Origin of the sequence: Mesorhizobium sp. M1163 (assembly GCF_040318415.1) — a bacterium.
GTDB lineage: Bacteria > Pseudomonadota > Alphaproteobacteria > Rhizobiales > Rhizobiaceae > Mesorhizobium.
In genome coordinates this window covers 60,286-80,480 of the sequence record NZ_JAMYMF010000022.1, presented here as the reverse complement: position 1 = coordinate 80,480, position 20,195 = coordinate 60,286, and the positions used below count along the sequence as shown (strand labels likewise).

Annotated in this window: 26 protein-coding genes; 8 read left to right on the top strand and 18 right to left on the bottom strand. The window is 62.8% G+C overall.

Annotated elements, in window-relative coordinates:
- Window positions 1-39: 39 nt before the first annotated feature.
- The 3 genes from NKH43_RS20960 to NKH43_RS20950 all read left to right on the top strand — a co-directional run bounded on the left by NKH43_RS20960 (window position 40) and on the right by NKH43_RS20950 (window position 1,871).
- Window positions 40-189 carry a hypothetical protein gene (locus NKH43_RS20960; RefSeq protein ID WP_023721917.1) on the top strand — a complete coding sequence of 50 codons (150 nt, stop codon included), beginning with the start codon at window positions 40-42 and terminating at the stop codon, window positions 187-189.
- A 104-nt stretch (window positions 190-293) separates the two neighbouring features.
- Window positions 294-1,328: an aspartate-semialdehyde dehydrogenase gene (locus NKH43_RS20955; RefSeq protein WP_023721916.1), complete on the top strand. Its 1,035-nt coding sequence runs from the start codon at window positions 294-296 to the stop codon at window positions 1,326-1,328.
- 159 nt (window positions 1,329-1,487) lie between these two features.
- The gene (locus NKH43_RS20950; protein WP_352859654.1) at window positions 1,488-1,871 is read left to right on the top strand and encodes a GNAT family N-acetyltransferase; all 384 of its coding nucleotides are present in this window, start codon (window positions 1,488-1,490) and stop codon (window positions 1,869-1,871) included.
- Between the two features lie 3 nt (window positions 1,872-1,874).
- Here NKH43_RS20950 and NKH43_RS20945 read toward each other — a convergent pair whose 3' ends face one another.
- Window positions 1,875-2,282: an ACT domain-containing protein gene (locus NKH43_RS20945; protein WP_352481080.1), complete on the bottom strand. Its 408-nt coding sequence runs from the start codon at window positions 2,280-2,282 to the stop codon at window positions 1,875-1,877.
- Window positions 2,283-2,541: 259 nt separating this feature from the next.
- Here NKH43_RS20945 and NKH43_RS20940 point away from each other — a divergent pair, with 259 nt between their 5' ends.
- Window positions 2,542-2,952, top strand: coding sequence for a DoxX family protein (locus NKH43_RS20940; RefSeq protein ID WP_023721914.1), 411 nt, complete (start codon window positions 2,542-2,544; stop codon window positions 2,950-2,952).
- A 192-nt stretch (window positions 2,953-3,144) separates the two neighbouring features.
- Window positions 3,145-3,408 (top strand): YMGG-like glycine zipper-containing protein, encoded by a 264-nt coding sequence (locus NKH43_RS20935; protein WP_023680734.1) that lies wholly within the window; start codon window positions 3,145-3,147, stop codon window positions 3,406-3,408.
- A 93-nt stretch (window positions 3,409-3,501) separates the two neighbouring features.
- Here the strand turns inward: NKH43_RS20935 and rpsP are convergent, their stop codons facing one another.
- From rpsP to NKH43_RS20900, 7 genes are all read right to left on the bottom strand, one after another.
- On the bottom strand, window positions 3,502-3,903 hold the full coding sequence (gene rpsP / locus NKH43_RS20930) for a 30S ribosomal protein S16 (RefSeq protein ID WP_023721913.1): 402 nt from the start codon (window positions 3,901-3,903) through the stop codon (window positions 3,502-3,504).
- Window positions 3,904-3,954: 51 nt separating this feature from the next.
- Window positions 3,955-4,281, bottom strand: coding sequence for a chorismate mutase (locus NKH43_RS20925; RefSeq protein WP_023721912.1), 327 nt, complete (start codon window positions 4,279-4,281; stop codon window positions 3,955-3,957).
- A 7-nt stretch (window positions 4,282-4,288) separates the two neighbouring features.
- Window positions 4,289-5,899, bottom strand: a complete 1,611-nt coding sequence (gene ffh / locus NKH43_RS20920) for a signal recognition particle protein (RefSeq protein ID WP_352859652.1) — start codon at window positions 5,897-5,899, stop codon at window positions 4,289-4,291.
- A gap of 312 nt (window positions 5,900-6,211) precedes the next feature.
- Window positions 6,212-7,180 (bottom strand): CPBP family intramembrane glutamic endopeptidase, encoded by a 969-nt coding sequence (locus NKH43_RS20915; RefSeq protein WP_352859651.1) that lies wholly within the window; start codon window positions 7,178-7,180, stop codon window positions 6,212-6,214.
- A gap of 147 nt (window positions 7,181-7,327) precedes the next feature.
- Entirely contained in the window at window positions 7,328-7,930 is a 603-nt protein-coding gene (locus tag NKH43_RS20910) for a DUF1236 domain-containing protein (protein ID WP_023721909.1), read from the bottom strand.
- 63 nt (window positions 7,931-7,993) lie between these two features.
- On the bottom strand, window positions 7,994-9,091 hold the full coding sequence (locus NKH43_RS20905; RefSeq protein ID WP_352845395.1) for a zinc-binding metallopeptidase family protein: 1,098 nt from the start codon (window positions 9,089-9,091) through the stop codon (window positions 7,994-7,996).
- Window positions 9,092-9,181: 90 nt separating this feature from the next.
- Window positions 9,182-10,429, bottom strand: a complete 1,248-nt coding sequence (locus tag NKH43_RS20900; RefSeq protein ID WP_352859649.1) for a flavin monoamine oxidase family protein — start codon at window positions 10,427-10,429, stop codon at window positions 9,182-9,184.
- Between the two features lie 185 nt (window positions 10,430-10,614).
- On the opposite strand from NKH43_RS20900, the gene NKH43_RS20895 reads away from it, so the two are divergent.
- Window positions 10,615-11,415, top strand: coding sequence for a lytic murein transglycosylase (locus NKH43_RS20895; protein WP_023721906.1), 801 nt, complete (start codon window positions 10,615-10,617; stop codon window positions 11,413-11,415).
- A gap of 58 nt (window positions 11,416-11,473) precedes the next feature.
- Here NKH43_RS20895 and NKH43_RS20890 read toward each other — a convergent pair whose 3' ends face one another.
- From NKH43_RS20890 to NKH43_RS20880, 3 genes are all read right to left on the bottom strand, one after another.
- The gene (locus NKH43_RS20890) at window positions 11,474-11,968 is read right to left on the bottom strand and encodes a hypothetical protein (protein ID WP_352859647.1); all 495 of its coding nucleotides are present in this window, start codon (window positions 11,966-11,968) and stop codon (window positions 11,474-11,476) included.
- A gap of 102 nt (window positions 11,969-12,070) precedes the next feature.
- On the bottom strand, window positions 12,071-12,313 hold the full coding sequence (locus NKH43_RS20885; RefSeq protein ID WP_352859645.1) for a hypothetical protein: 243 nt from the start codon (window positions 12,311-12,313) through the stop codon (window positions 12,071-12,073).
- A gap of 147 nt (window positions 12,314-12,460) precedes the next feature.
- The gene (locus NKH43_RS20880; protein ID WP_352859644.1) at window positions 12,461-13,684 is read right to left on the bottom strand and encodes an argininosuccinate synthase; all 1,224 of its coding nucleotides are present in this window, start codon (window positions 13,682-13,684) and stop codon (window positions 12,461-12,463) included.
- A 178-nt stretch (window positions 13,685-13,862) separates the two neighbouring features.
- Between NKH43_RS20880 and NKH43_RS20875 the strand changes: the two genes are divergently transcribed.
- The gene (locus NKH43_RS20875; protein ID WP_023721902.1) at window positions 13,863-14,504 is read left to right on the top strand and encodes a LysE family translocator; all 642 of its coding nucleotides are present in this window, start codon (window positions 13,863-13,865) and stop codon (window positions 14,502-14,504) included.
- Here NKH43_RS20875 and NKH43_RS20870 read toward each other — a convergent pair.
- The 3 genes from NKH43_RS20870 to NKH43_RS20860 all read right to left on the bottom strand — a co-directional run bounded on the left by NKH43_RS20870 (window position 14,476) and on the right by NKH43_RS20860 (window position 17,006).
- Window positions 14,476-14,955, bottom strand: a complete 480-nt coding sequence (locus NKH43_RS20870) for a hypothetical protein (RefSeq protein WP_023721901.1) — start codon at window positions 14,953-14,955, stop codon at window positions 14,476-14,478. The genes NKH43_RS20875 and NKH43_RS20870 overlap by 29 nt on opposite strands.
- Entirely contained in the window at window positions 14,952-16,184 is a 1,233-nt protein-coding gene (gene rlmN, locus NKH43_RS20865) for a dual-specificity RNA methyltransferase RlmN (RefSeq protein ID WP_352481073.1), read from the bottom strand. Before rlmN ends, NKH43_RS20870 begins: the two co-directional genes overlap by 4 nt.
- Before the next feature lie 315 nt (window positions 16,185-16,499).
- Window positions 16,500-17,006: an invasion associated locus B family protein gene (locus NKH43_RS20860; protein ID WP_352859643.1), complete on the bottom strand. Its 507-nt coding sequence runs from the start codon at window positions 17,004-17,006 to the stop codon at window positions 16,500-16,502.
- 362 nt (window positions 17,007-17,368) lie between these two features.
- Between NKH43_RS20860 and NKH43_RS20855 the strand changes: the two genes are divergently transcribed.
- Window positions 17,369-17,977 (top strand): methyltransferase family protein, encoded by a 609-nt coding sequence (locus tag NKH43_RS20855; RefSeq protein WP_352817241.1) that lies wholly within the window; start codon window positions 17,369-17,371, stop codon window positions 17,975-17,977.
- A gap of 44 nt (window positions 17,978-18,021) precedes the next feature.
- Here the strand turns inward: NKH43_RS20855 and NKH43_RS20850 are convergent, their stop codons facing one another.
- The 4 genes from NKH43_RS20850 to NKH43_RS20835 all read right to left on the bottom strand — a co-directional run bounded on the left by NKH43_RS20850 (window position 18,022) and on the right by NKH43_RS20835 (window position 20,158).
- Window positions 18,022-18,384, bottom strand: a complete 363-nt coding sequence (locus tag NKH43_RS20850; protein ID WP_352859642.1) for a YkvA family protein — start codon at window positions 18,382-18,384, stop codon at window positions 18,022-18,024.
- Between the two features lie 92 nt (window positions 18,385-18,476).
- Window positions 18,477-18,773 (bottom strand): 4a-hydroxytetrahydrobiopterin dehydratase, encoded by a 297-nt coding sequence (locus NKH43_RS20845; protein ID WP_352859641.1) that lies wholly within the window; start codon window positions 18,771-18,773, stop codon window positions 18,477-18,479.
- A 6-nt stretch (window positions 18,774-18,779) separates the two neighbouring features.
- Entirely contained in the window at window positions 18,780-19,376 is a 597-nt protein-coding gene (thpR, locus tag NKH43_RS20840) for an RNA 2',3'-cyclic phosphodiesterase (RefSeq protein WP_352859639.1), read from the bottom strand.
- A 137-nt stretch (window positions 19,377-19,513) separates the two neighbouring features.
- The gene (locus NKH43_RS20835; protein ID WP_352845379.1) at window positions 19,514-20,158 is read right to left on the bottom strand and encodes an arylesterase; all 645 of its coding nucleotides are present in this window, start codon (window positions 20,156-20,158) and stop codon (window positions 19,514-19,516) included.
- Window positions 20,159-20,195 lie beyond the last annotated feature (37 nt).

The following is a 20,195-nucleotide window of genomic DNA, read 5'->3' as shown; positions in this document are numbered from 1 at the left end:
AAACCGCGTAAAAGCCGGCACCGAACGGGATAGTTTTCGATGCGCGGCCTTTTGATGGCGCTTCTTGCCTTCGACATCCCCGGCCCCAATGCGAACCATTGGGCCGGACGTCTCGGTGCGCCTTTCCGTTCCAGCAAAACCACGTTCTTGGTCAAAAAAACCGGTAAAACGACCACCAAAACGGTCTGATTCCCTTGGCCTAACCACCCTCTCCCGGGTCCGGCCCGGGGTGAAACCCGCATTGGCCGGCGGGTTTTCTCCAGAAACCGAGCGGAGAGGGACAGGAGATTTCGATGAGTTTCAAGGTTGCGATCGTCGGCGCCACGGGCAATGTGGGCCGGGAAATGCTCAACATACTGGAAGAGCGCGGCTTTCCGGTGAGCGAGGTGGTGGCGCTGGCCTCGCGGCGCAGCCAGGGCACGGAAGTGTCGTTCGGCGACCGCACGCTGAAGGTCCGGACGCTCGACCAATATGATTTTTCCGACACCGACATCTGCATCATGTCGGCCGGCGGCAACGTCTCCAAGGAATGGTCGCCGAAGATCGGCAAGCAGGGCTGCGTCGTCATCGATAATTCATCGGCCTTCCGCTACGACCAGGACGTGCCGCTGATCGTTCCCGAAGTGAACCCGGATGCGATTTCGCTGTTCACACGCAAGAACATCATTGCCAACCCGAACTGCTCGACGGCGCAGCTGGTCGTGGCGCTGAAGCCGCTGCATGACTTCGCCACCATAAAGCGCGTCGTCGTCGCCACCTACCAGTCGGTCTCCGGCGCCGGTAAGGAAGGCATGGACGAACTGTTCACGCAGACGCGGGCGGTGTTCGTCGCCGATTCCGTCGACGTCAAGAAGTTCACCAAGCGCATCGCCTTCAACGTCATCCCGCATATCGACGTCTTCCTCGACGACGGCTTCACCAAGGAAGAATGGAAGATGGTGGCCGAGACCAAGAAGATGCTCGATCCCAAGATCAAGCTGACGGCGACCTGCGTGCGGGTGCCGGTGTTCATCGGCCATTCGGAAGCGGTCAACATCGAGTTCGAGAAGCCGATCACCGCCGATGAGGCGCGCGAGATCCTGCGCGAGGCGCCGGGCTGCCAGGTCATCGACAAGCGCGAGGACGGCGGCTACATCACGCCGCTGGAATCGGCTGGCGAGGACGCCACCTTCATCTCGCGCATCCGCGAGGATTCGACCATCGACAACGGCCTGTCGATGTGGATCGTCTCCGACAATCTGCGCAAAGGCGCGGCACTCAACGCGGTTCAGATCGCGGAGCTGCTGGTCGAGCGCGGGCTGATCCAGCCAAAGAAGAAGGCGGCATAACTTCTCGCTCACGGGCCGCATCGCCGCTTCGCGGCTGGCCCTCCGCGGGGGCGCCGGACGGCCGGCGGCCCGCGGTCGCAGGCTTGTGAGATGAGCATTGCGACTAAAATCGCGCTGCGTCCGGCTAACGGGTCGGACGCAGGCGCAATTGCCAGGATCATGCGCGCAGCGCTTTCGTCGTTCGACTGGATGCCGGTCCTGCATACACCGGATGAGGATATGGCCTTCATCAGCGGCACCGTGCTGGCGCAGCAGCACGTGACGGTCGCCGAAATCGACGCGGCCATTGTTGGCTTTGTCGCCGTTGCAGGAGAATGGGTCGAGCAGCTCTATCTGGATCCTGCCTGGACTTGCCAAGGCATCGGCGCCCGGCTGCTGACACAAGCAACCGCGAATTTGCCGGTTGTGAAATTGCATTGCTTTCAGTCGAACTCAGGCGCTCGGCGCTTCTACGAGCGCCATGGCTTTCGCGCGGAAGCTTTGGGCAACGGCACGAACAATGAAGAGCGATTGCCCGACATTTTGTACGTCCGAAGGCATTGATCCTTATCGTGCGGCGTCCGCAGCGAGTTTCTGCAAAACATCCAGCGCCTCCTCCGCCCGGTCGGCGGGCACGAACAGGTGATCGTGGTAGAAGGCCGAGACCGGATTGACGCCGATGCCGGCGGTGGCCAGCCGCGCGGTGATGGCGGCGAGGAAGCCGACCGCTTCCAGCGACGAATGGACGTTCAGCGTCAGCATCCGGCAGCGGAACACGGTTTTCAGGCCAGCGGTCTTGGCCTGGTCTTCAAGCACGATCAGCGTCATGCCCTCGTGCTCGCGAAACAGCATTACCGGATCGAGCTGGTCGGGAACGGCCGCATCAGGTGGCAACGTGGTGAAGACATGAACGCCGGCAAGCAACTCCGGCGTCATTGCCGCCAGCAACTTTTTCAGGTCGGTCTCTCCGGCCATCGCTTACTTTCGTTGTGCGATTAGGCGGCTGCTGCCGTCGAGCGCTCGGGAGATACCCTTACGGATTTCCAATAACGCCCTCCACCTCACCTCGCAAGGTGGACTTGGCCAGGTTGGTTGCTGGCTGAACTTGCACATCCAAGGTCGCCGTCCCCGGAGTGAAAAAGCACTGGAGGCATGTCGGATGGCCGTCATGGGACGCGTCCTTGGTTCGAGCTGGCAGAAAAGCCAGTGCTCGCAACGACCGGAGGGAACACCAATGACCAAGTCTCAGGCAGCATCCGTCTCACCGCGCGCCCTCTGGGCCGGTCGCGTGCTCAGCGCCGTCATCGTGCTGTTCATGATCTTCGATGGCGTCATCAAGCTACCGCCGCTCGAAATCGTCACCCAGACCATGGTGCAGCTCGGCTGGCCAGCCGATGCCAATGTCTCGCGCATGCTCGGCATCATTGGATTGGTCTCGACAGCACTTTATGTACTGCCGCGCACCTCGGTGCTCGGCGCCATCCTGCTCACCGCCTATCTCGGCGGCGCCATCGCCACGCATGTGCGTATCGGCAGCCCTTTGTTCTCGCATATGCTGTTCGGCGTCTACCTCGGCGCCATCCTCTGGGGCGGCCTGTATCTGCGCGATCCAAGGGTGCGCGCGCTGATCCCGTTCAGCCAATAGCAGCGACTTCCAAAGCCGTTCGATGGCGGCCACGCCGCCAGAGAGGGCGCTGTCTGCCGCCGCCTTTCTTCTCTTTGGATCAAATCGAGCGCCGCCCGGTCTGCTGCCGATCTTCTTCTTTGGATCAAATTGGCTGGTTGCGAGTTAGGGGGCGCAGCGGCGAGGACGGCACCCTGTTGGAGAGGAACGACAATGAAAAAGGTGATGATCTTGATGGCCCTGCTGGTGCCGCTCGGTGCCTGCTCCCGTACTGAGCAAGGCGCGGCCGTTGGTGGCCTGGGCGGTGCGGCGGTCGGCGCCGCAGTGGCCGGCAACCCGACCAAGGGCGCGGTGATCGGCGGTGCGGCCGGCGCCTTGGCCGGTGCGCTGATCGGCCGTGCCAGCGAAAGCGGCCAGTGCCGTTATCGCGATCGCAATGGCCGTGTCTATGTTGCGAGTTGCCCGGAAGGCTATTGATCGGGCCGCATCATACGGATGGACAGCAAAACGGCGGGCAAAGGCCCGCCGTTTTGTGACTGGTCAGCCGTTTTGTGAAGGGCAATCGATGACTTATTCGGCGCTGGCGGCTTCCGCCTCGGCCGGCGCGGCGGAAGCGGCGGCAACAGCGGCTGCAGCTTCCTCCTGCGCCTTCTTCAGCAGGGCTGCGCGCTCTTGCGCCTTCTTGCCGGGCTCGGCCTTCTTCGGGTTGGCGCGGGCTTCGCGCTTGGCGAGGCCGGCCTCGTCGAGGAAGCGCAGCACGCGGTCGGTCGGCTGGGCGCCGTGCGACAGCCAATGCTTGACGCGCTCGGCGTCAACCTTGACGCGTTCGCCGTCCTTGGGCAGCAGCGGGTTCCACGAGCCAAGCGACTCGATGAAACGGCCGTCGCGCGGCGAACGGGCATCGGCGACGACGACGTGGTAATAGGGACGCTTCTTCGAGCCCGCACGGGCCAGTCGGATTTTCAGTGGCATTTCTTTTCTCCTAAAAAGCTCTGATTTGGTTGATCGGCTGGTGGCTGGTCCTCAGCCGGTTTTCGTTATGCCGTTGGATGCGGCGATCTGCTCGTGATGGCGGATCACTTCGCGGACGACGAAGTTCAGGAATTTTTCCGCGAAATCCGGGTCGAGATGGGCGTCCTTCGCCAGTTGGCGAAGACGGGCGATCTGCTGCTGCTCGCGTGCCGGATCGGCAGGCGGCAGGCCATGCTCCGCCTTCAGCACGCCGACCGCCTTGGTGCAGCGGAAGCGCTCGGCCAGCATGTGGATCAGCGCCGCGTCGATGTTGTCGATCGAGGCGCGATAATTGACCAGCGCCGCGCGCGCGTCAGCCATGTCCTTTTCTTCGTTCATGGCGCCCTCATTTCTTCTTGCCGAGGCCAGGCAGCCCGCCGCCGGATCCCGGCAAACCAGGGAGCTTCATGCCGCCGGGCAAGCCAGGCAGGCCACCGCCAGCGGGAAAGCCGCCGGGCAGGCCCTTCATGCCGCCGAGCCCGGCCGCCTGTGCCTGCTTCTGCAAGGCCTCGAGCTGCTTGGGGTCCATCTTGGACAGATCGGGCATGCCGCCGCCCATCATGCCGCCTTGGCCGCCCATGCCGGGCATCATGCCGTCGAGCCCCATCTTGGAAGCGAGGCCGCCCATCATGCCGCGCATCAGGCCGCCACCTTTGCCCTTGCCGCCCATCGCCTTCATCATGTCGGCCATGCCGCGATGCATCTTCAACAGCTTGTTGATTTCGGCCGCGTCGGTGCCCGAGCCGGCGGCGATGCGCTTCTTGCGCGAGTGCTTCAGAATATCGGGATTGGCGCGCTCGGCCTTGGTCATCGACGAGATGATGGCGAGCTGGCGGCCGAACATCTTGTCGTCGAGACCGGCGGCGGCCATCTGGTCCTTCATCTTGCCCATGCCCGGCATCATGCCCATGATGCCGCCCATGCCACCCATTTTCGACATTTGCTGAAGCTGGCCGGCGAGGTCGTTCAGGTCGAACTTGCCCGACTGCATCTTCTTGGCCATCGCCGCCGCCTGCTCGGCGTCGATGTTCTCGGCTGCCTTTTCGACGAGGCTGACGATGTCGCCCATGCCGAGGATGCGGTCGGCGATGCGCTTGGGGTGGAATTCCTCCAGCGCGTCCATTTTTTCGCCGATGCCGATCAGCTTGATCGGCTTGCCGGTGACGGCGCGCATCGAGAGTGCTGCGCCACCGCGACCGTCGCCGTCCATGCGGGTCAGCACGAGGCCGGTGATGCCAACACGCTCATCGAAGCTTTTCGCCAGATTGACGGCGTCCTGGCCGGTCAGCGAATCGGCAACCAGCAGGATCTCGTGCGGCGACGACACCTTCTTGATGTCGGCCATCTCGACCATCAACGGCTCGTCGATGTGCGTACGGCCGGCGGTGTCGAGGATGACGATGTCGTGGCCGCCGAGCTTTGCCGCCTGCACGGCGCGGCGGGCGATGTCGACTGGCGTCTGGCCGGCGACGATCGGCAGCGTCGCGACCTTGACCTGCTCGCCGAGCTGACGGAGCTGCTCTTGCGCGGCGGGACGCCGCGTGTCGAGCGAGGCCATCAAGACCTTCTTGTTCTGGCGCTCGGCCAACCGCTTGGCGATCTTGGCCGAGGTCGTCGTCTTGCCGGAACCTTGCAGGCCGACCATCATGATGACGACCGGAGCCGGCGCATTGAGGTCGATGGCGACGCCCTCGGCGCCGAGCATCTCGACCAGCTCGTCATGGACGATCTTGACGACCATCTGGCCGGGCTTGATCGACTTGACCACGGCGGCGCCGACGGCCTTCTCGCGCACCTTGTCGGTGAAGGAACGCACCACTTCCAGCGCCACGTCGGCCTCGAGCAGCGCGCGGCGCACCTCGCGCAGCGCCGCCGAGACATCCGCCTCCGACAAGGCGCCGCGGCCGGTGAGGCCGTTCAGGATCGAACCAAGACGTTCCTGTAGCGATTCAAACATTCTTTTTCCTTTTCCCTGGCACCCGGATGATGCCCGAGAGGTAATGCGTTCGCGCCAGCTGTCCAAGCAAAAGCCGGTCCGGGCAAAAGCCCAAAGCCAAAAAGCACCCGGGGGCGCACAGCGCTGCCGGGTGTTGGCCTCCGGGATCGATTTACAGCACTTCACCTCAAAGAGGTTTCGGCGTCCCGGTCGGTTTGCTCGGAGGAATACTCGTCGCGGAATTTCGCGGCGTGTAGACAGGAAATCGGCCGCGGAGTCAAGCTTTGGTCAGGCTTTGCGCCAAATATGCTCAGGACAACCAGGCAAGGCGCATCAGCGCACGCTGCTGGCGCGCGCCATATCCGGCTCGACCTTCAGCGGGGAGCGCGGATGCAAAAGCAGCAGAACGGTCAACAGGCTGCTGACGATGCCGATCGCGGCGATGAGGACGGCGTCTGAAGTCGTCCAGCCGGCGGCTTCGAGCGGCTTGGCGTTGAACAGGGCGAAGGAATTATAGCTTTGCTGGTGCGAAATCAGCAGGAAGCCGGTCAGATTGTTGCCGAGATGGGCGCCGAAGCCGGCACCGAGATTGCCGGTTGCATAGACCAGAAGCGTCAGCAGCAGCGCAAAGGCGGCGATCGAGGCCAGCACGCAGGCATTGATCGCGGCGCTCGAGCCTGGGCTCCAATGTAGCGAGGTGAACAGCAATCCCGGCAGCAGCGCCCAGATGAAAGGGTTCTGGAACCGGCTCGCCAGGCGCCTGAGCAGATAACCGCGAAACAGCATCTCCTCCGACGAGGTCTGCAGAAAGGTCAGCGCAGCGATCGGGATCAGGAACAAAAGCCACGAGGACAGGCCGATCGCACCGCGCGCAATATCGGGCTGCAGGCCGTAAAGCAGGATCTCGGAAAGCAGCGAGGTGATCAGCACGGCGGCCAGCCCTTTCAGGAACCCCGACCATGAAATGCGCCGGCTGACGCCGATCAGGGCCGTCAGCTTCTCGCGATGGATCCAGCGCATGGCAGCCCAAAGGCCGAGCCAGATTCCGGCAAACGAAGCCAGCGCCGCGAGGATGCCCGCTGGAGAGGCCATGAAATCCTGCACCGCTCCTCCACCTGGCGGGGCGGTGCCAGACGACGCTTGCCAAACGGCAAAGGCATAGGTGCCGCCGAACAGCACGGCGGCAGTGATTCCGAGCCAGAACAGGATGACGACGACCGTTCCAAGCAGAAGGCGCGGCAAAGTGGTCTTCTCGTTGGCGGTGTGCCGGTACTGTTGGAAGGCGGTCGGGTCGATCGTCACGCGGGCTCGCTGGCTGGTGCTTCGGCTCGCATGATCTAGAGCATCGGACGCAAAAGTGGAAACCGGTATTGCAGCGGCAATGCCGGCTTGTGGCAATGTCGGGGTGTGAGCGGCCGCCATTACAGGGCGACCGCCCTGTTTTGCGCGTCAGCGCACGACGTACACGATACGCCGGCTGCTCGGATCGACCAGCGCCGGCTGGCCGTTCACATAGACGTAGCGATAATCATAATCGGGTATCTCGCGCAGCTCGACGGTGTCGGGCAACATCGCGCCGGTAACCACCTCGCCTTCGAGATAGACCGGATCGAGCCGGTTCGTTTCGACATAGGTGCGGATTTCCGCCGGCGGCCGCCGGATGGGCTCGATCGCCTCGCCGGCAACGATCGCCCCGGTATAGCTGTCGGAATATTCGGCGCTATCGGCAGGCGGTGTCACGACGGCAATGTCGGCGCCGGCCGGACGCTGTGTCAGGACCACACGGCTGCCGCCGAAATCGGCCGTCACATAGTCGGAATAGACCCAGCCTTGGCCGTTGGCTTCGGCGATGGTGCACCATTTGCTGTTGGCGATGCAGCCGTCGAGCGTCGCCGACTGGCCGGCCGCGAGTACCCCGATGACCGGATATTGCGGGCCGGGGCCGGCGCGTACATTGAGATCGGTGATGGCCGAGACGGCGGTTTCGGCCAAAGCAGAGCCCGACATTGCTATGAGCGCTCCGGCCACCGCCGGAAACAATATGCGTTTCATGGTTTTCTCTCCGTTTCACAGTCCCTCGGGACCGAAAACGAAGCAAAGCGGCATGCGTTCCGGCTAAAAAGCCTCCGCCGGCTCACGATTTGTTCCAATAGTTTTCGGCAGGTCAGTCAAAAGCTCGTGAACAAAAGCAAGCTTTTGCGCCGCCACGTCGGAGATTACGAAGGGATACAGATCGGGCAGGCCCATGCAGCGGTTGATCGAGTTGGAAGCTTCCGACAGCACCAGCCAGCGGTCGAGGATCTTTTCGAAAGGCTCCGGCCTGGTGGCGGGTTCCGATGGTGCCGGCTGCAGCTCGCCGCCGGTATCGGCGCGCGGCAGCTCGTTGGCTTCGACGGTCTCCAGCCGGCCGAGCGGGAAATTCAGCGCATGCACCATCTCCAGCGTGTCGGTGATGTGCATGTGATGCGCCCATGTCTCGGCCCAGTCCTCCCACGGGTGCGACGTCGCATAGGCCGAGATATGGCGCTGCTGCCAGTCGGGCGGCGCGCCATCGGCGTAATAGGTCTTCAGCGCTTGTTCGTAGCCGGCGCGTTCGTCGCCGAACAAAGCGCGAAAACCGGCAAGCTTTTGCGGATCGTCACGGATCAGGCGGTCCCAATAGTAATGGCCGAGCTCATGGCGGAAATGGCCGAGCAGCGTGCGGTAGTTCTCGCCCATCTCGACGCGCCGCCGCTCGCGCTCAGCCGAGTCCGCCTCGGCGACGTTGAGCGTGATCAGGCCGTTGTCATGGCCGGTCAGGATACGCTCGCCACCGGGACCGCCACCGATAGGATCGGCAAGAAAATCGAAAGCGAGGCCGATCTCGTCGCCGGGATTCTGCTTGGGTGCGACCGGCAGGCCGAAGGCGAGCAGCGAATAGACGGCACGCTTCTTTGCCGCCTCGACACGGATCCAGCGGCGGCGATTGCCGTCGACCGACAGATCCGGGATCAGCTGGTTCAGCGTGCAGGCGCGGCAGAAGGCGTGGCCAGGCTCCGCCATCCAGTTGCAGGCGCATTCGTCGGCGTTGGTGCATTGGAAGATGTCGTCGATGCCGGACAGCACAAAACGCGCATGCTCGGGATCATAGAGCACGAGGCTGGCGCAGTTCAGGCATTGCGCGTTCTCGAAATAGAGACGGTGGCCGCAATGCGGGCAGTCGAAAAGCTTCATTGGCGTCTCAAATCATTCGAAAAGCGGAGGACGAGGCGAACAGGACAAGGCCAAACGCCTGTCACCGGCCCACGTTCCTGCCGGCCGATGCTATTTTGCCGCAAGCTGGGCCACGACCTCCCTGGCCACTGCCTCGCCCGACAATCTGGCGCCGCCGCAGGTCTGCATCAGCGGACCGGCCAAATGCTCGCCGGCGAAGAAGATCTTTTCCGCCACCGGCTGCATCAGAGTGGCGCGCGCTTGCGAGCGGCCGGGCCGCGCCGCGGCATAGGCGCCGCGCACAAACCGCTCAGCGCCCCAATTGGTCATCATTGCGCGTCCGACATGCTTTCGTACGCCGCCGCCAAAGATGCCGCAGAGCCGGTCGACGACGAAGTCGATGCCGGCCGCCTCGCCCGCCGCCGACATCTCCCAAGCGAAATCGCCGCCGACGAAACCGACCATCAAATCGAAGTCGAAGGGAAAGCAGAGGAAGTAGATGTCGTGCCGGGCCAGCCGCTCGATCAGCAAATCGTCGAACGGCTCCAAGCCAAGCCTCGTGCCGGATATTTCGACCGGCAGCTTGGTCAGCATGCCCATCGGCAGATCGAAGAAGGCAGCGAAATGCCCATCGGGGAGTGCGGGCGAGAACGCAATCTCCTCGAAGGCGAGCACTGCCGGCGAGGCGGTGACGATGACAGCCTTGGCGCGGATGGTACCGCGATCGGTGACGCAGGCTACGCCCGGCCCATCCCAGAGGATCTTGCGCACCGGCGTCGACAGCTCCACCGGCACGTCGGCGCCGAAGCGCGCAACCAGCGTGCCGAAGCCTTCCCTGGTGAAATAGTTCGGATCGAGATCGGCGGCGGCCTGAAAGTCGCGGATCGATATCTCGTCCTCGTCGGCGCCGAAATCCATCGGCCCCGCGAAGGTTGCGGCGGCGCGCGGCGCGTGGCCTTTGGCGAGCAATGCCGAAAGGCGGTCATCGTCGCCTTCCCTCACCTGATGTGCCGCCACCAGTTCGAGCAGTCTTGCGTCGGCCACCTTCATCGCGGCCTCTTCGGCTTCGCTTGCCTTTCGCTCGCGGTAGTAGAGATGATCGACATTCATGTCGTGGTGATGAAGCGTCCAGGCGGCGGCTTTCGCCTCGGGAAAGTAGGGATTGCGGTCTGCCGCATGCAGCCAGGCGCAGCCGATGTCGAACGGCACGCCGAAATGCTGGTCGCTGGTCCAGGCGCGGCCGCCGACGCGGTTCATCGCTTCTAACAATTTGAAGGAAAAACCGGCGGCGCGCAGGGTCTTGGCAGCCGAAAGTCCGGCCGAACCGGCGCCGACGATCACGACATAAACGTCTTTCATGCTTATTCTGTCCCCGCCACAATAATTACTTGATCGTAGGCAAATTCCCGGGCATCCGCCAGTGTGGTGGATTTGAAGTTCCTGCTGTATTGAGTGCATCGGCGCAGCGCCGGGACAGTGACAAGCAGGTGTTTCGCTGGCAAATTCGCAATTGGGAACGTGATTCAGGCAACCAGGAGAGCAGCATGGCATTTCTTGCCAAGGGGAAGATGTTTGTAGTGGCCACGGTGGTGGCGGTGCTTGCGCTGGCGACGGGCGCGCAGGCGGCGGCCAGTTGTGGCAAAAACGGCGCCGGCTTCGAGGCGTGGAAACCGGAGTTTGCCGCGGAGGCCAAGGCCGACGGTGTCGGCTCGAAGGGTCTGGCCGCTCTGGCTCGCGCAACCTACGCGACAAAGACGATCTCCGTCGACCGCGCCATCCATAAGGCTTTCAGCGGCTCGGTCGAAGCTTTCATGAAGCGCCGTGGCGCGTCCGCGATCATTGCCAGGGGCCGTGCGCTGAAGAAGGCCAATGCGGCGCTGTTCGACAAGATCGAACGGAATTACGGCGTGTCGCCGGGTGTGTTGATCGCCATCTGGGGTATGGAGACGGGCTTCGGTTCCGCCATGGGCAACCAGAATACGGTCTCTGCCATTTTAACGCTCGCCTATGATTGCCGCCGTCCGGAGTTCTTCTATCCCCATGCCATTGCAGCCCTGAAGCTGGTCGATCGCGGAGCGTTGAGCGCCTCGTCGGTCGGTGCCGCGCATGGCGAGATCGGCCACACGCAGTTCCTGCCCGGAAATGTGTTGACGTATGGCGTCGGCAACAAAAATCTGCGCGACAAGAGCACTGCGTTGGCTTCCACGGCCAACTTCCTCAAGGGGCATGGTTGGCGGGCCGGAGCGAGCGCGCAGGCGAATATGGGCGCAATCGCTGGCTGGAATTCCGCTAGCGTCTATCAACAGGCCATCGCCCGCATGGCCACAGCCATCGATGCCGACTGACAGAAATCTCTATTCGATAGAATGATTCGACAGAAAGCCCGGCCATGCGCCGGGCTTTCTATTTCACGTCGAGCGCGTAGGAGCAGCCGGCCAGCACCTTGCCGGGATGGGAATCGACGGTCGAGACATTGAGCGCAATGCGCGTGGAAAATGTCATGCCGTCGGTTTCCTGGCTGCTTTCGAGGATGATCTTCTCGCCGAGGAATTTTGCCGGCGTCGAGATTTGCGCTGTGACGCCGAGCTCTCGGGCGAGATCGGGGCGGGAAACATCGTCAACCACCGCCATCGGCCCGGTTGCGGTAAGGACGACGGATGCCATCTCGCGCCCGAAGACGTGGACCGGGACAGGCAACTGATATTGCCGGAGGAAGGGATTGCCGGCGGGAACTTCCTTCCAGCCAAGTTTTTCCGCCGCGCCGGGCTCACCGCTCAGCCACAAGGCGAATCCGTTATAGGCCGGCACGTCGGCCCTGCATTCAATCAGCGCGGCGAGGTCGAGCGAGGTGGGATCGAATTCCTCCGCTCCGGCTGCTGCCAGGCCCGCCAGCAACATCAGCGGAAGTCGCGTGGCGCGTCGCAAACTAACCATCGCCGACCTGTCACTTGCCTTTGATGACCTTCCAGATGTCGGTGGATTGGTCGAGCTGAAGGCTGTTTATGTCGGAGAAGCCAATTCGCCGCTGCGCACCGCATCGCCCAAGCGCCGGCAGAAGAGGCTCGGCATGCGTTCCTGAGAAACGCCCATGAAGGCTGCGATCTCATGTTTGAACGTAATGGTCCATGTAGCGACAGCGGCGATGCATCCCGCCTGGGGATCCTTCTTCGTGGTGTCCTGTCCGGTCTGGCAGCCCGCCAGAATGCCAAACATCGCCGTCAAAATCAAAAGACCAAGTCGCATTATTACAGCCCCATTGCCCAAAAAAACAATTGGACAATCCGGCCATGAGGTCAAGCAAGAAAAGCTCTGCAGCTGTCATTAGAAATAATTACATTAGCTCACTAAGAGTATGGATCCAGGCTAAGCAGGATTTTCATGAATATATACTTAGCCTTTACGACCACGCGCCGCCAGCGTGCGCAGCCTCAGCGCATTGAGGCGGATGAAACCTTCGGCATCTTTCTGGTCGTAAGCGCCGCGGTCGTCCTCGAAGGTGACCAGCGCATTGGAATAGAGCGTCTTCCTCGACTTGCGGCCGGTGACCATGACGTTGCCCTTGTAGAGTTTTAGCCGCACCGTGCCTTCGACGTCTTCCTGGCTTTTGTCGATCATCGCCTGCAGCATCAACCGCTCGGGCGCGAACCAGAAGCCGTTGTAGATGAGCTCGGCATAACGCGGCATGAACTCGTCCTTGAGATGGGCGGCTCCGCGGTCGAGCGTGATCGATTCGATCGCCCTGTGGGCTGATATCAGGATGGTGCCGCCGGGGGTTTCATAGACGCCGCGCGATTTCATGCCGACGAAGCGGTTTTCGACCAGATCGAGCCGGCCGATGCCGTTGTCGTGGCCAAGATCGTTCAGTGTCGCCAGCATCGTCGCTGGCGACAGCTTCTTGCCGTTGAGTGCGACGGGATCGCCCTTGAGGAATTCGATTTCGATCTCTGTGACCTCATCCGGCGCATCCATCGGCGAGATGGTGCGCTGGTGGACGAATTCCGGCGGCTCGCTCCACGGGTCTTCCAGCACCTTGCCCTCGGAGGAGGAATGCAGCAGGTTGGCGTCGACCGAGAACGGCGCATCGCCCTTCTTGTCCTTCGGCACCGGAATCTGGTGCTGCTCGGCGAAATTGATCAGATCGGTGCGCGACTTGAACGACCAGTCGCGCCAGGGCGCGATGACCTTGATGTCGGGGTTGAGCGCATAGGCCGAGAGTTCGAAACGCACCTGATCGTTGCCCTTGCCGGTGGCGCCATGGGCGATCGCATCGGCGCCGGTCTCCCTGGCGATCTCGACAAGATGTTTCGAGATCAGTGGCCGGGCGATCGAGGTGCCGAGCAGATAGGTGCCTTCATAGACAGCGTTGGCGCGGAACATCGGAAAGACGAAATCGGATACGAACTCCTCGCGGACATCGACGATGCGAATATCCTTGATGCCCATCATCTCGGCCTTGCGCCTAGCCGGCTCCAGTTCGCCACCCTGGCCTAGATCGGCGGTGAAGGTCACGACCTCGGCGCCGAGCTCGGTCTGCAGCCATTTCAGGATGATCGAGGTGTCAAGGCCGCCAGAATAGGCGAGCACGACTTTCTTGACGGCTTTTGCTTTCGACATGGTGGGCGGTTCCGCGACAGGATTCTTGCGGGCGAGGTATCACGGCGTTTCGGGGCTGCGCAAGGGAGGAACAGGCGCCTGGGAGCCGCAAGCGCTGGACCAGACGCCGTGGCGGCGAGATGCTGGCGTCGGCGAGGCGCCTGCGCTATAGGCTGCGCCTTCTTGTCCGAGGCCGCCAATGTCCTTCATTCCCGACAACGCTACGCTTATCCAATTCGCCATCGCGACGGTGATCCTGGCGATTACGCCTGGGCCGGACATGACGCTGTTCGTGTCGCGCACGCTGAGCCAGGGCCGCGCCACCGGCTTCGCCTCGATGGCCGGCGCGCTGTGCGGCACGCTGATCCACACCACGTTGGTGGTGGTCGGCGTCTCGGCGCTGATCGTCGCCTCGCCGATGGCGTTCTTCGTGCTGAAGATTTTCGGCGCCGGCTATCTGGTCTTCCTGGCCTGGCAGGCGATCACAAAAGGGTCGGCGTTTTCACCGGAGAAGAAGAGCGGGCCGCAGATATCGCTGGTTCGCAGCTGGGCGGCGGGGCTCGGCGTCAATCTGCTCAATCCGAAGATCATCCTGTTCTTCATGACCTTCCTGCCGCAATTCGTCTCCGCGCATGATCCCAATGCGCCGGGAAAGCTGTTCTTCCTCGGCGCGATGTTCGTCGTGCTGTCGGTCCCGGTGACAGCGCCGATGGTGCTGGCGGCGGAAAAATTCTCGGCGGCGATGAAAGCCAGCCCGCGCGTGACGCGCGTCGTCGACTATCTGTTTGCCGGAGTTTTTTCGGCCTTCGCGCTCAAGATCCTGACGGCCCAGGCGAAATAGGGCGTCCGATTTGACGCCAGCTCCCGGCCGAGCGGCCGGCGCTCAGCCAGTAGAAAATACCGCCGACCATGCCGCAGCCGATCACCGCCAGCATGACGCTTGTGTTGGTAACCTCGAAATTGGCGTCGTTCGTCTGGTGGACGAAGCCGAGGAAGACCGCCGCCACCGCCGCGCCCGCCAGTGCATAGAACAGCCAGTCGCGCCGGCCGAGGATTTCGGAAACCAGGATGGCGATCGCCGCCGGCATGAAAGCGAAATAGGCGACGAACAGCGCGACGAAGGGGACGGAAAAATAGAGGGAAGCTGTCGCCGCCGGCGGTGCCTGCTCCGGCGTGTAGCCCAGGGACGCCAGAAACATGATATTGAGAAATGCGCTGGCCGCCAGCGAGGCGACGCCATAACCGATCAGGATGACGGCGAAGCGGATCAGATAGGCGACGACGCGATTCACGCCTCGCCGTGCCCTGCGATCATCATCGCTTCCAGCGCCAGCCGGTCGACTTTGCGCATGCGCTCGGAGTCCGATTTGAGCTGGCCGCAGGCGGCGAGGATGTCGCGGCCGCGCGGCGTGCGGATCGGCGAGGCATAGCCGGCATTGTTGATGTAGTCGGCGAATTTCTCGATCGTCTCCCAGTCCGAGCACTGGTAGTTGGTGCCCGGCCACGGATTGAACGGGATCAGATTGATCTTGGCCGGGATGCCCTTGAGCAGCTTGATCAGCGCCTTGGCGTCCTCGATGGAATCATTGACGTCCTTCAGCATCACATATTCGAAGGTGATGCGCTTGGCGTTGGACAGGCCGGGATAGGCACGGCAGGCAGCGATCAGCTCGTTGAGCGGATACTTCTTGTTGATCGGCACCAAAAGGTCACGCAGATCGTCATTGGTAGCGTGCAGCGAGATTGCCAGCATGACGCCGATCTCTTCGCCGGTGCGGAAGATTTCGGGCACGACGCCCGAGGTCGACAGCGTGATGCGCCTCTTCGACAGGGAAAGCCCGTCGCCGTCGGATGCAATCAGCAGCGCCTTCTTCACCGCCTCGAAATTGTAGAGCGGCTCACCCATGCCCATCATGACGACGTTGGACACTTTCCGGCCCTCGGCCGGCACGATGGCGCCGTCGGGCGTGTCGCGGTCGGGGAAATCGCCGAGCCGGTCGCGAGCTGTCAAAAGCTGGGCGAGGATTTCTTCCGCCGTCAGGTTGCGCACCAGCTTTTGCGTGCCGGTGTGGCAGAAGGAGCAGGTCAGGGTGCAGCCGACCTGCGAGGAGATGCAGAGCGTGCCGCGGCCTTCTTCGGGAATGTAGACGGTCTCGATCTCAACCGGCCGGCCGGCGCCGCGCGGCGGAAAGCGGAACAGCCATTTGCGGGTGCCGTCGGAGGAAATCTGCTCCTCGACGATCTCGGGCCTGGCAACGGTGAAATGCCTGTCCAGTGCGGCGCGCAAATCCTTGGAGATGTTGAACATGCCGGCAAAATCGGAAACGCCGCGCACATAGATCCAGTGCCAGAGCTGCTGGGCGCGCATCTTCGCCTGGCGCTCCGGCACGATGCCGGCGGCGACGAGGGCGGCCCCGAGTTCGGCGCGCGTCAAGCCGATCAGCGACGGCTTTTCAGGCGTCGTGCGGGTGCGCAACGCGTCACGCGCGCCTTCGGCGGTAAGATCGAATGAAAGGGTCATTGTTGCGCCAATATAAGCGATTTGCGGCCGATTACAGCATCGTGCCCGAAATGAAGCGCGGCGCATAGCACAGGTTGATGGCGGAGTCATGCAGGGGGTTCTTCCTTCTCCCCTTGTGGGAGAAGGTGGCCGAGCGAAGCTCGGTCGGATGAGGGGTGTTCCAGCTTGGCATCCCCTGCACTCCGTCCAGCACCCCCCAACCGTCTTGGCGCTGCGCGCCAATCCACCTTCTCCCACAAGGAGAGAAGGCAAGACCGCACGAACACTGGTTCTTTACGTCGCTGTGTTAGGTCGTGAACGTCCCGGACGAGGACTTTACTTGCACTTGGCGATCGAGGCCAGCGCCGCCGAGATGCCCTTCAGCGAGAAGACGTAGGTGGTGGTATTGCCGCGGCCGGACTTGGCTGACACCTTCATGTCGGTGCCGGTCTTCATCGCGGCGATCAGCACCGGCTCCTCGGCGGCGTTCTCGACCCAGGCCGACTTGCCGCGCGTGAACATCGAAAAAGACTTCTTGTCGATGGTGACGGTGGCCTTGGAACCTTCCTGGAAGGTATAGCCGGCGATGAATTGCGGCTCGTAGGACACTCGCTGCCCCGGCCGCTGGCTGACGAAGAAGAACATGTCGCCATGATCGAGCGTCGGCGGCTGCTTGTCGGTTGGCACGGTCAGGACATAGCAGACCTTGCCGCCGCCCGACGCCTGGTAGCTGTAGGTGCCCCAGGCATTGTGCTGGCCGATCTTGGTTGCCGACTGCGCCAGCGCGGGCGCCGTCAAGGCCACCAGGGCCAGGCTGGAAACTATAGCAATCAATCCGCGCATCGCTTTTCCCGTATTCCACTGGTGCGGCGGCAGGCCGGCTCGGCGTCCTGCCCGTCGCTTCATTTTGATTTAATCTGGGTTACCAAACGGTGAATTTCCCCTGAGAAAAGGATGTTCACGCCAGGAAACCGCCGCCGTCTTCGCGCTGCCGCTTGAAAAAGCGGCTGGCGCAATGTCCCTGCCGCGACTTGGAGGCCACGAAAACGGCAAGAGTTTGACTTTTCAAGCAGCTAGGTCTTGCAGCGATTCTCGCTTTTCTGAGAGCTACGTGACGAATTTCCCGCCAGGCGGTATATGTCTGCGTTCGGCTCCACGGCACTCGGCCAGGGTGCCCTCCTTGGCGGCTTACGGGAGATTTGGCCATGGCCATTTCCGAGACAGTTCTGATCCTGGCGGGCGGCACAGTCGTCCTGGCGATCGTGTTCGGCATTCGTGTCGCCGTCCGCGCGGTGGCCAGCGGCGCGGTGCCCCGGTCGGATGGCGGAGAGGTGGCGGGCGGACCGGGCGCGCCCGACGTGGCGGGGGTCATTGCGCTGCCGCCTTTGATCTTCCTCGGCTTCCTGGCGGCGGCAACCGTGCTCGAGGTGCTCGCGCCGCTCCCGGTCATGGCCGGGCAGGCCCTCGCCCGCTATCTGGCCGGCGCCGTGCTCGCGGTGTGCGGCTTCGTGCTCATCTTTATGGCGGCGGGCCGCTTTCAGGCCGCTGGAACCAACATACCACCGACCTTGCCAACGACGGCGCTGGTCGTCGACGGTATCTATCGGTGGACCCGAAATCCGTTCTATCTGGGAGCGACCCTTATCTATCTGGGCCTCGGTGTCGCGGCCGGAAGTCTTTGGGGTATCGCGCTCGTCATTCCCTTGCTGTGGGTGATCAATACGGGCGTCATCGCGCCGGAAGAGCGTTATCTCGAGCGTAAGTTCGGAGACGCCTATCGCGCCTACAAGACGCGGGTGCGGCGGTGGCTTTGACGGCCGGAAAGTCGGTTCCCGCGCGATTTTTGAGCCGTACCGGCTCAGCTCTTGTCGGCGATGGCCTGCCTGGCGGCGAGCCGGTGCGCCGGCGTGATGTGGGCGCTGACGGTTGTGATCGCCGCGGTCAGCACAGCGATGTCGTCGGTGAAGCCAAGCCCAAAGATGAAATCGGGGATGACGTCCGTCGGCAGCACGAAATAGCCGAGCGCAGCCAGCAATGTGCCCTTGGCGCGCAGCGGCGTCCTCTTGTCCATGGCGCAGTAATAGGCGGCGACCACCTCCTCCATGAACGGGATCTGCCGGGCAGCCTTCTTCGCCGTACGCCAGAACTTTTCGCGCACTTCGCTCTCATTGCCCGGCTTGCTGCCGAGGCCGAAGAAATCAAAACCGGATTTTTGCGCCATCAACCTCTCCTTGCCGCCGTCGCGTGACTTCACGCATGGCCGCGAGGCAAAATGTGGTGAAAGGCGAACCTCGCTGCAAGATGCAGATAACGTCAGGTGCCGAAATAGCGGTTCATCCTCCTGGCCAGATCGAAATCCAGCGCGGTCAGGCCGCCGGCGTCGTGTGTGTTGAGGGTCACGTTTACCGTCTTGTAGACGTTCGACCAGTCGGGGTGGTGGTCCATCTTCTCCGCCGCCAACGCCACGCGGGTCATGAAGGCAAAGGCTTCCGAGAAATTCTTGAAAGTGAAGCTGCGGCTGATCGAACCACCATCCTTGGCCAGCGACCAGCCGTCGAGGCCGGCAAGTTCGGCGCTGATCGCCTCTTTTGCTAGTTTCTCCCTGGCCATGTCCGTCTACCGCATGATCCGCGAAGCGTCGGCGGCGCCGGCCAAACGGCTGGCGACGCGGTTGTCGGCACCTGAAAGCGGCCAAGCCTCCTCGACGATGTAAGGCCCGCCGCCGACCGAGTCGCGCGACGACATCAGCACGAAGCGGCCGACCCGGAACGGCAGCGTCGAAAAATTGCCGCGCGCCGACAGATACTGGGCGACGTCGAGCGGGCTCGCATTGCGCAGGCGGGCCAGCGTCACATGCGGCATGAACTTGCGCGGGTCGGCCGGGATGCCGAGCCGCTGGCAGATGCGCTCGATTTCGCTTTGCAGAGCGGAAAGATCGGGCGAAGCGGCGACCCCGGCCCACACCGCATGCGGCTTCTTCTGGCCGAAGGCGCCGACGCCGGACAGCGTCAGCGGGAAGGACGGGCGGTGAACGCGGTCGAGCGCGTTGGCGATTTCGTCGGCGACATGGCCCTCGACATCGCCAATGAAGCGCAGCGTCAGATGATAGTTTTCGACGTCGATCCAGCGGGCTCCGGGCAGGCCGCCCCTGAGCAGGGACAGCGAAAGAGCGGCATCACGCGGTATTTCGAGGGCGGTAAAAAGACGCGGCATGGCAAGCCTCCTGTCCTCGAATCGAACTCTTGCCCCTAGCGAATCATCGATATTCAAACGGGGCAAGGGGTTTGTTGGTCGCAGGCCTGCCTAAAAGCTTCCCCTGCGGAAGGTGTTGCGGCGGCGAACCCTCGCCTTCAGGAATTGCCCCGGATCGCTTCAATGGTCTTCTCCACGCTGGGCAGGATACCCTCGACGATACGGTCGACGCCTCGGGCGTTCGGATGAAGGCCGTCCTCGAGCTGCAGGACGGATTGACCGGCGATGCCCTCGAGAAAGAAAGGATAGAGCGGCACGCCGTATTTTTCAGCCAGTCTCGGAAAGGTCGCGTCGAAGGCGTTCTGGTAATCGGCGCCGAGATTCGGCGCCGCGCGCATCCCGGCCAGCAACACGGCGATCTTGCGCTGCTTCAGCTTTGCCAGCATGGCGTCCAGGTTCTTTTCCGCTATGGCGGGCGAAACGCCGCGCAGCATGTCGTTGGCGCCGAGCTCCAGGATGACCAGCTGCGTGCCGTCCGGCACCGACCAGTCGAGCCGCGACAGGCCGCCGCTCGTCGTATCGCCGGAAACGCCGGCATTGGCGACCGTGACATCGTAGCCCTTGGCGCGAAGCGCGGCCTGCAGCTTTTCGGTGAACCCCTGACCCGGCCCAAGGCCATAACCCGCCATCAAGCTGTCGCCGAAGCCAACGATGGTGAAGGGCTCGGCGCGCGCCGACGAAATGGCGCTGCAGATCGCGAGGAAAAGGGCGAAGGCTGCGGCAAAAGTGTGTTTGAAAGCCATGCGGCAGGCCCCATATGACCAGGAACATCTGTTGGCG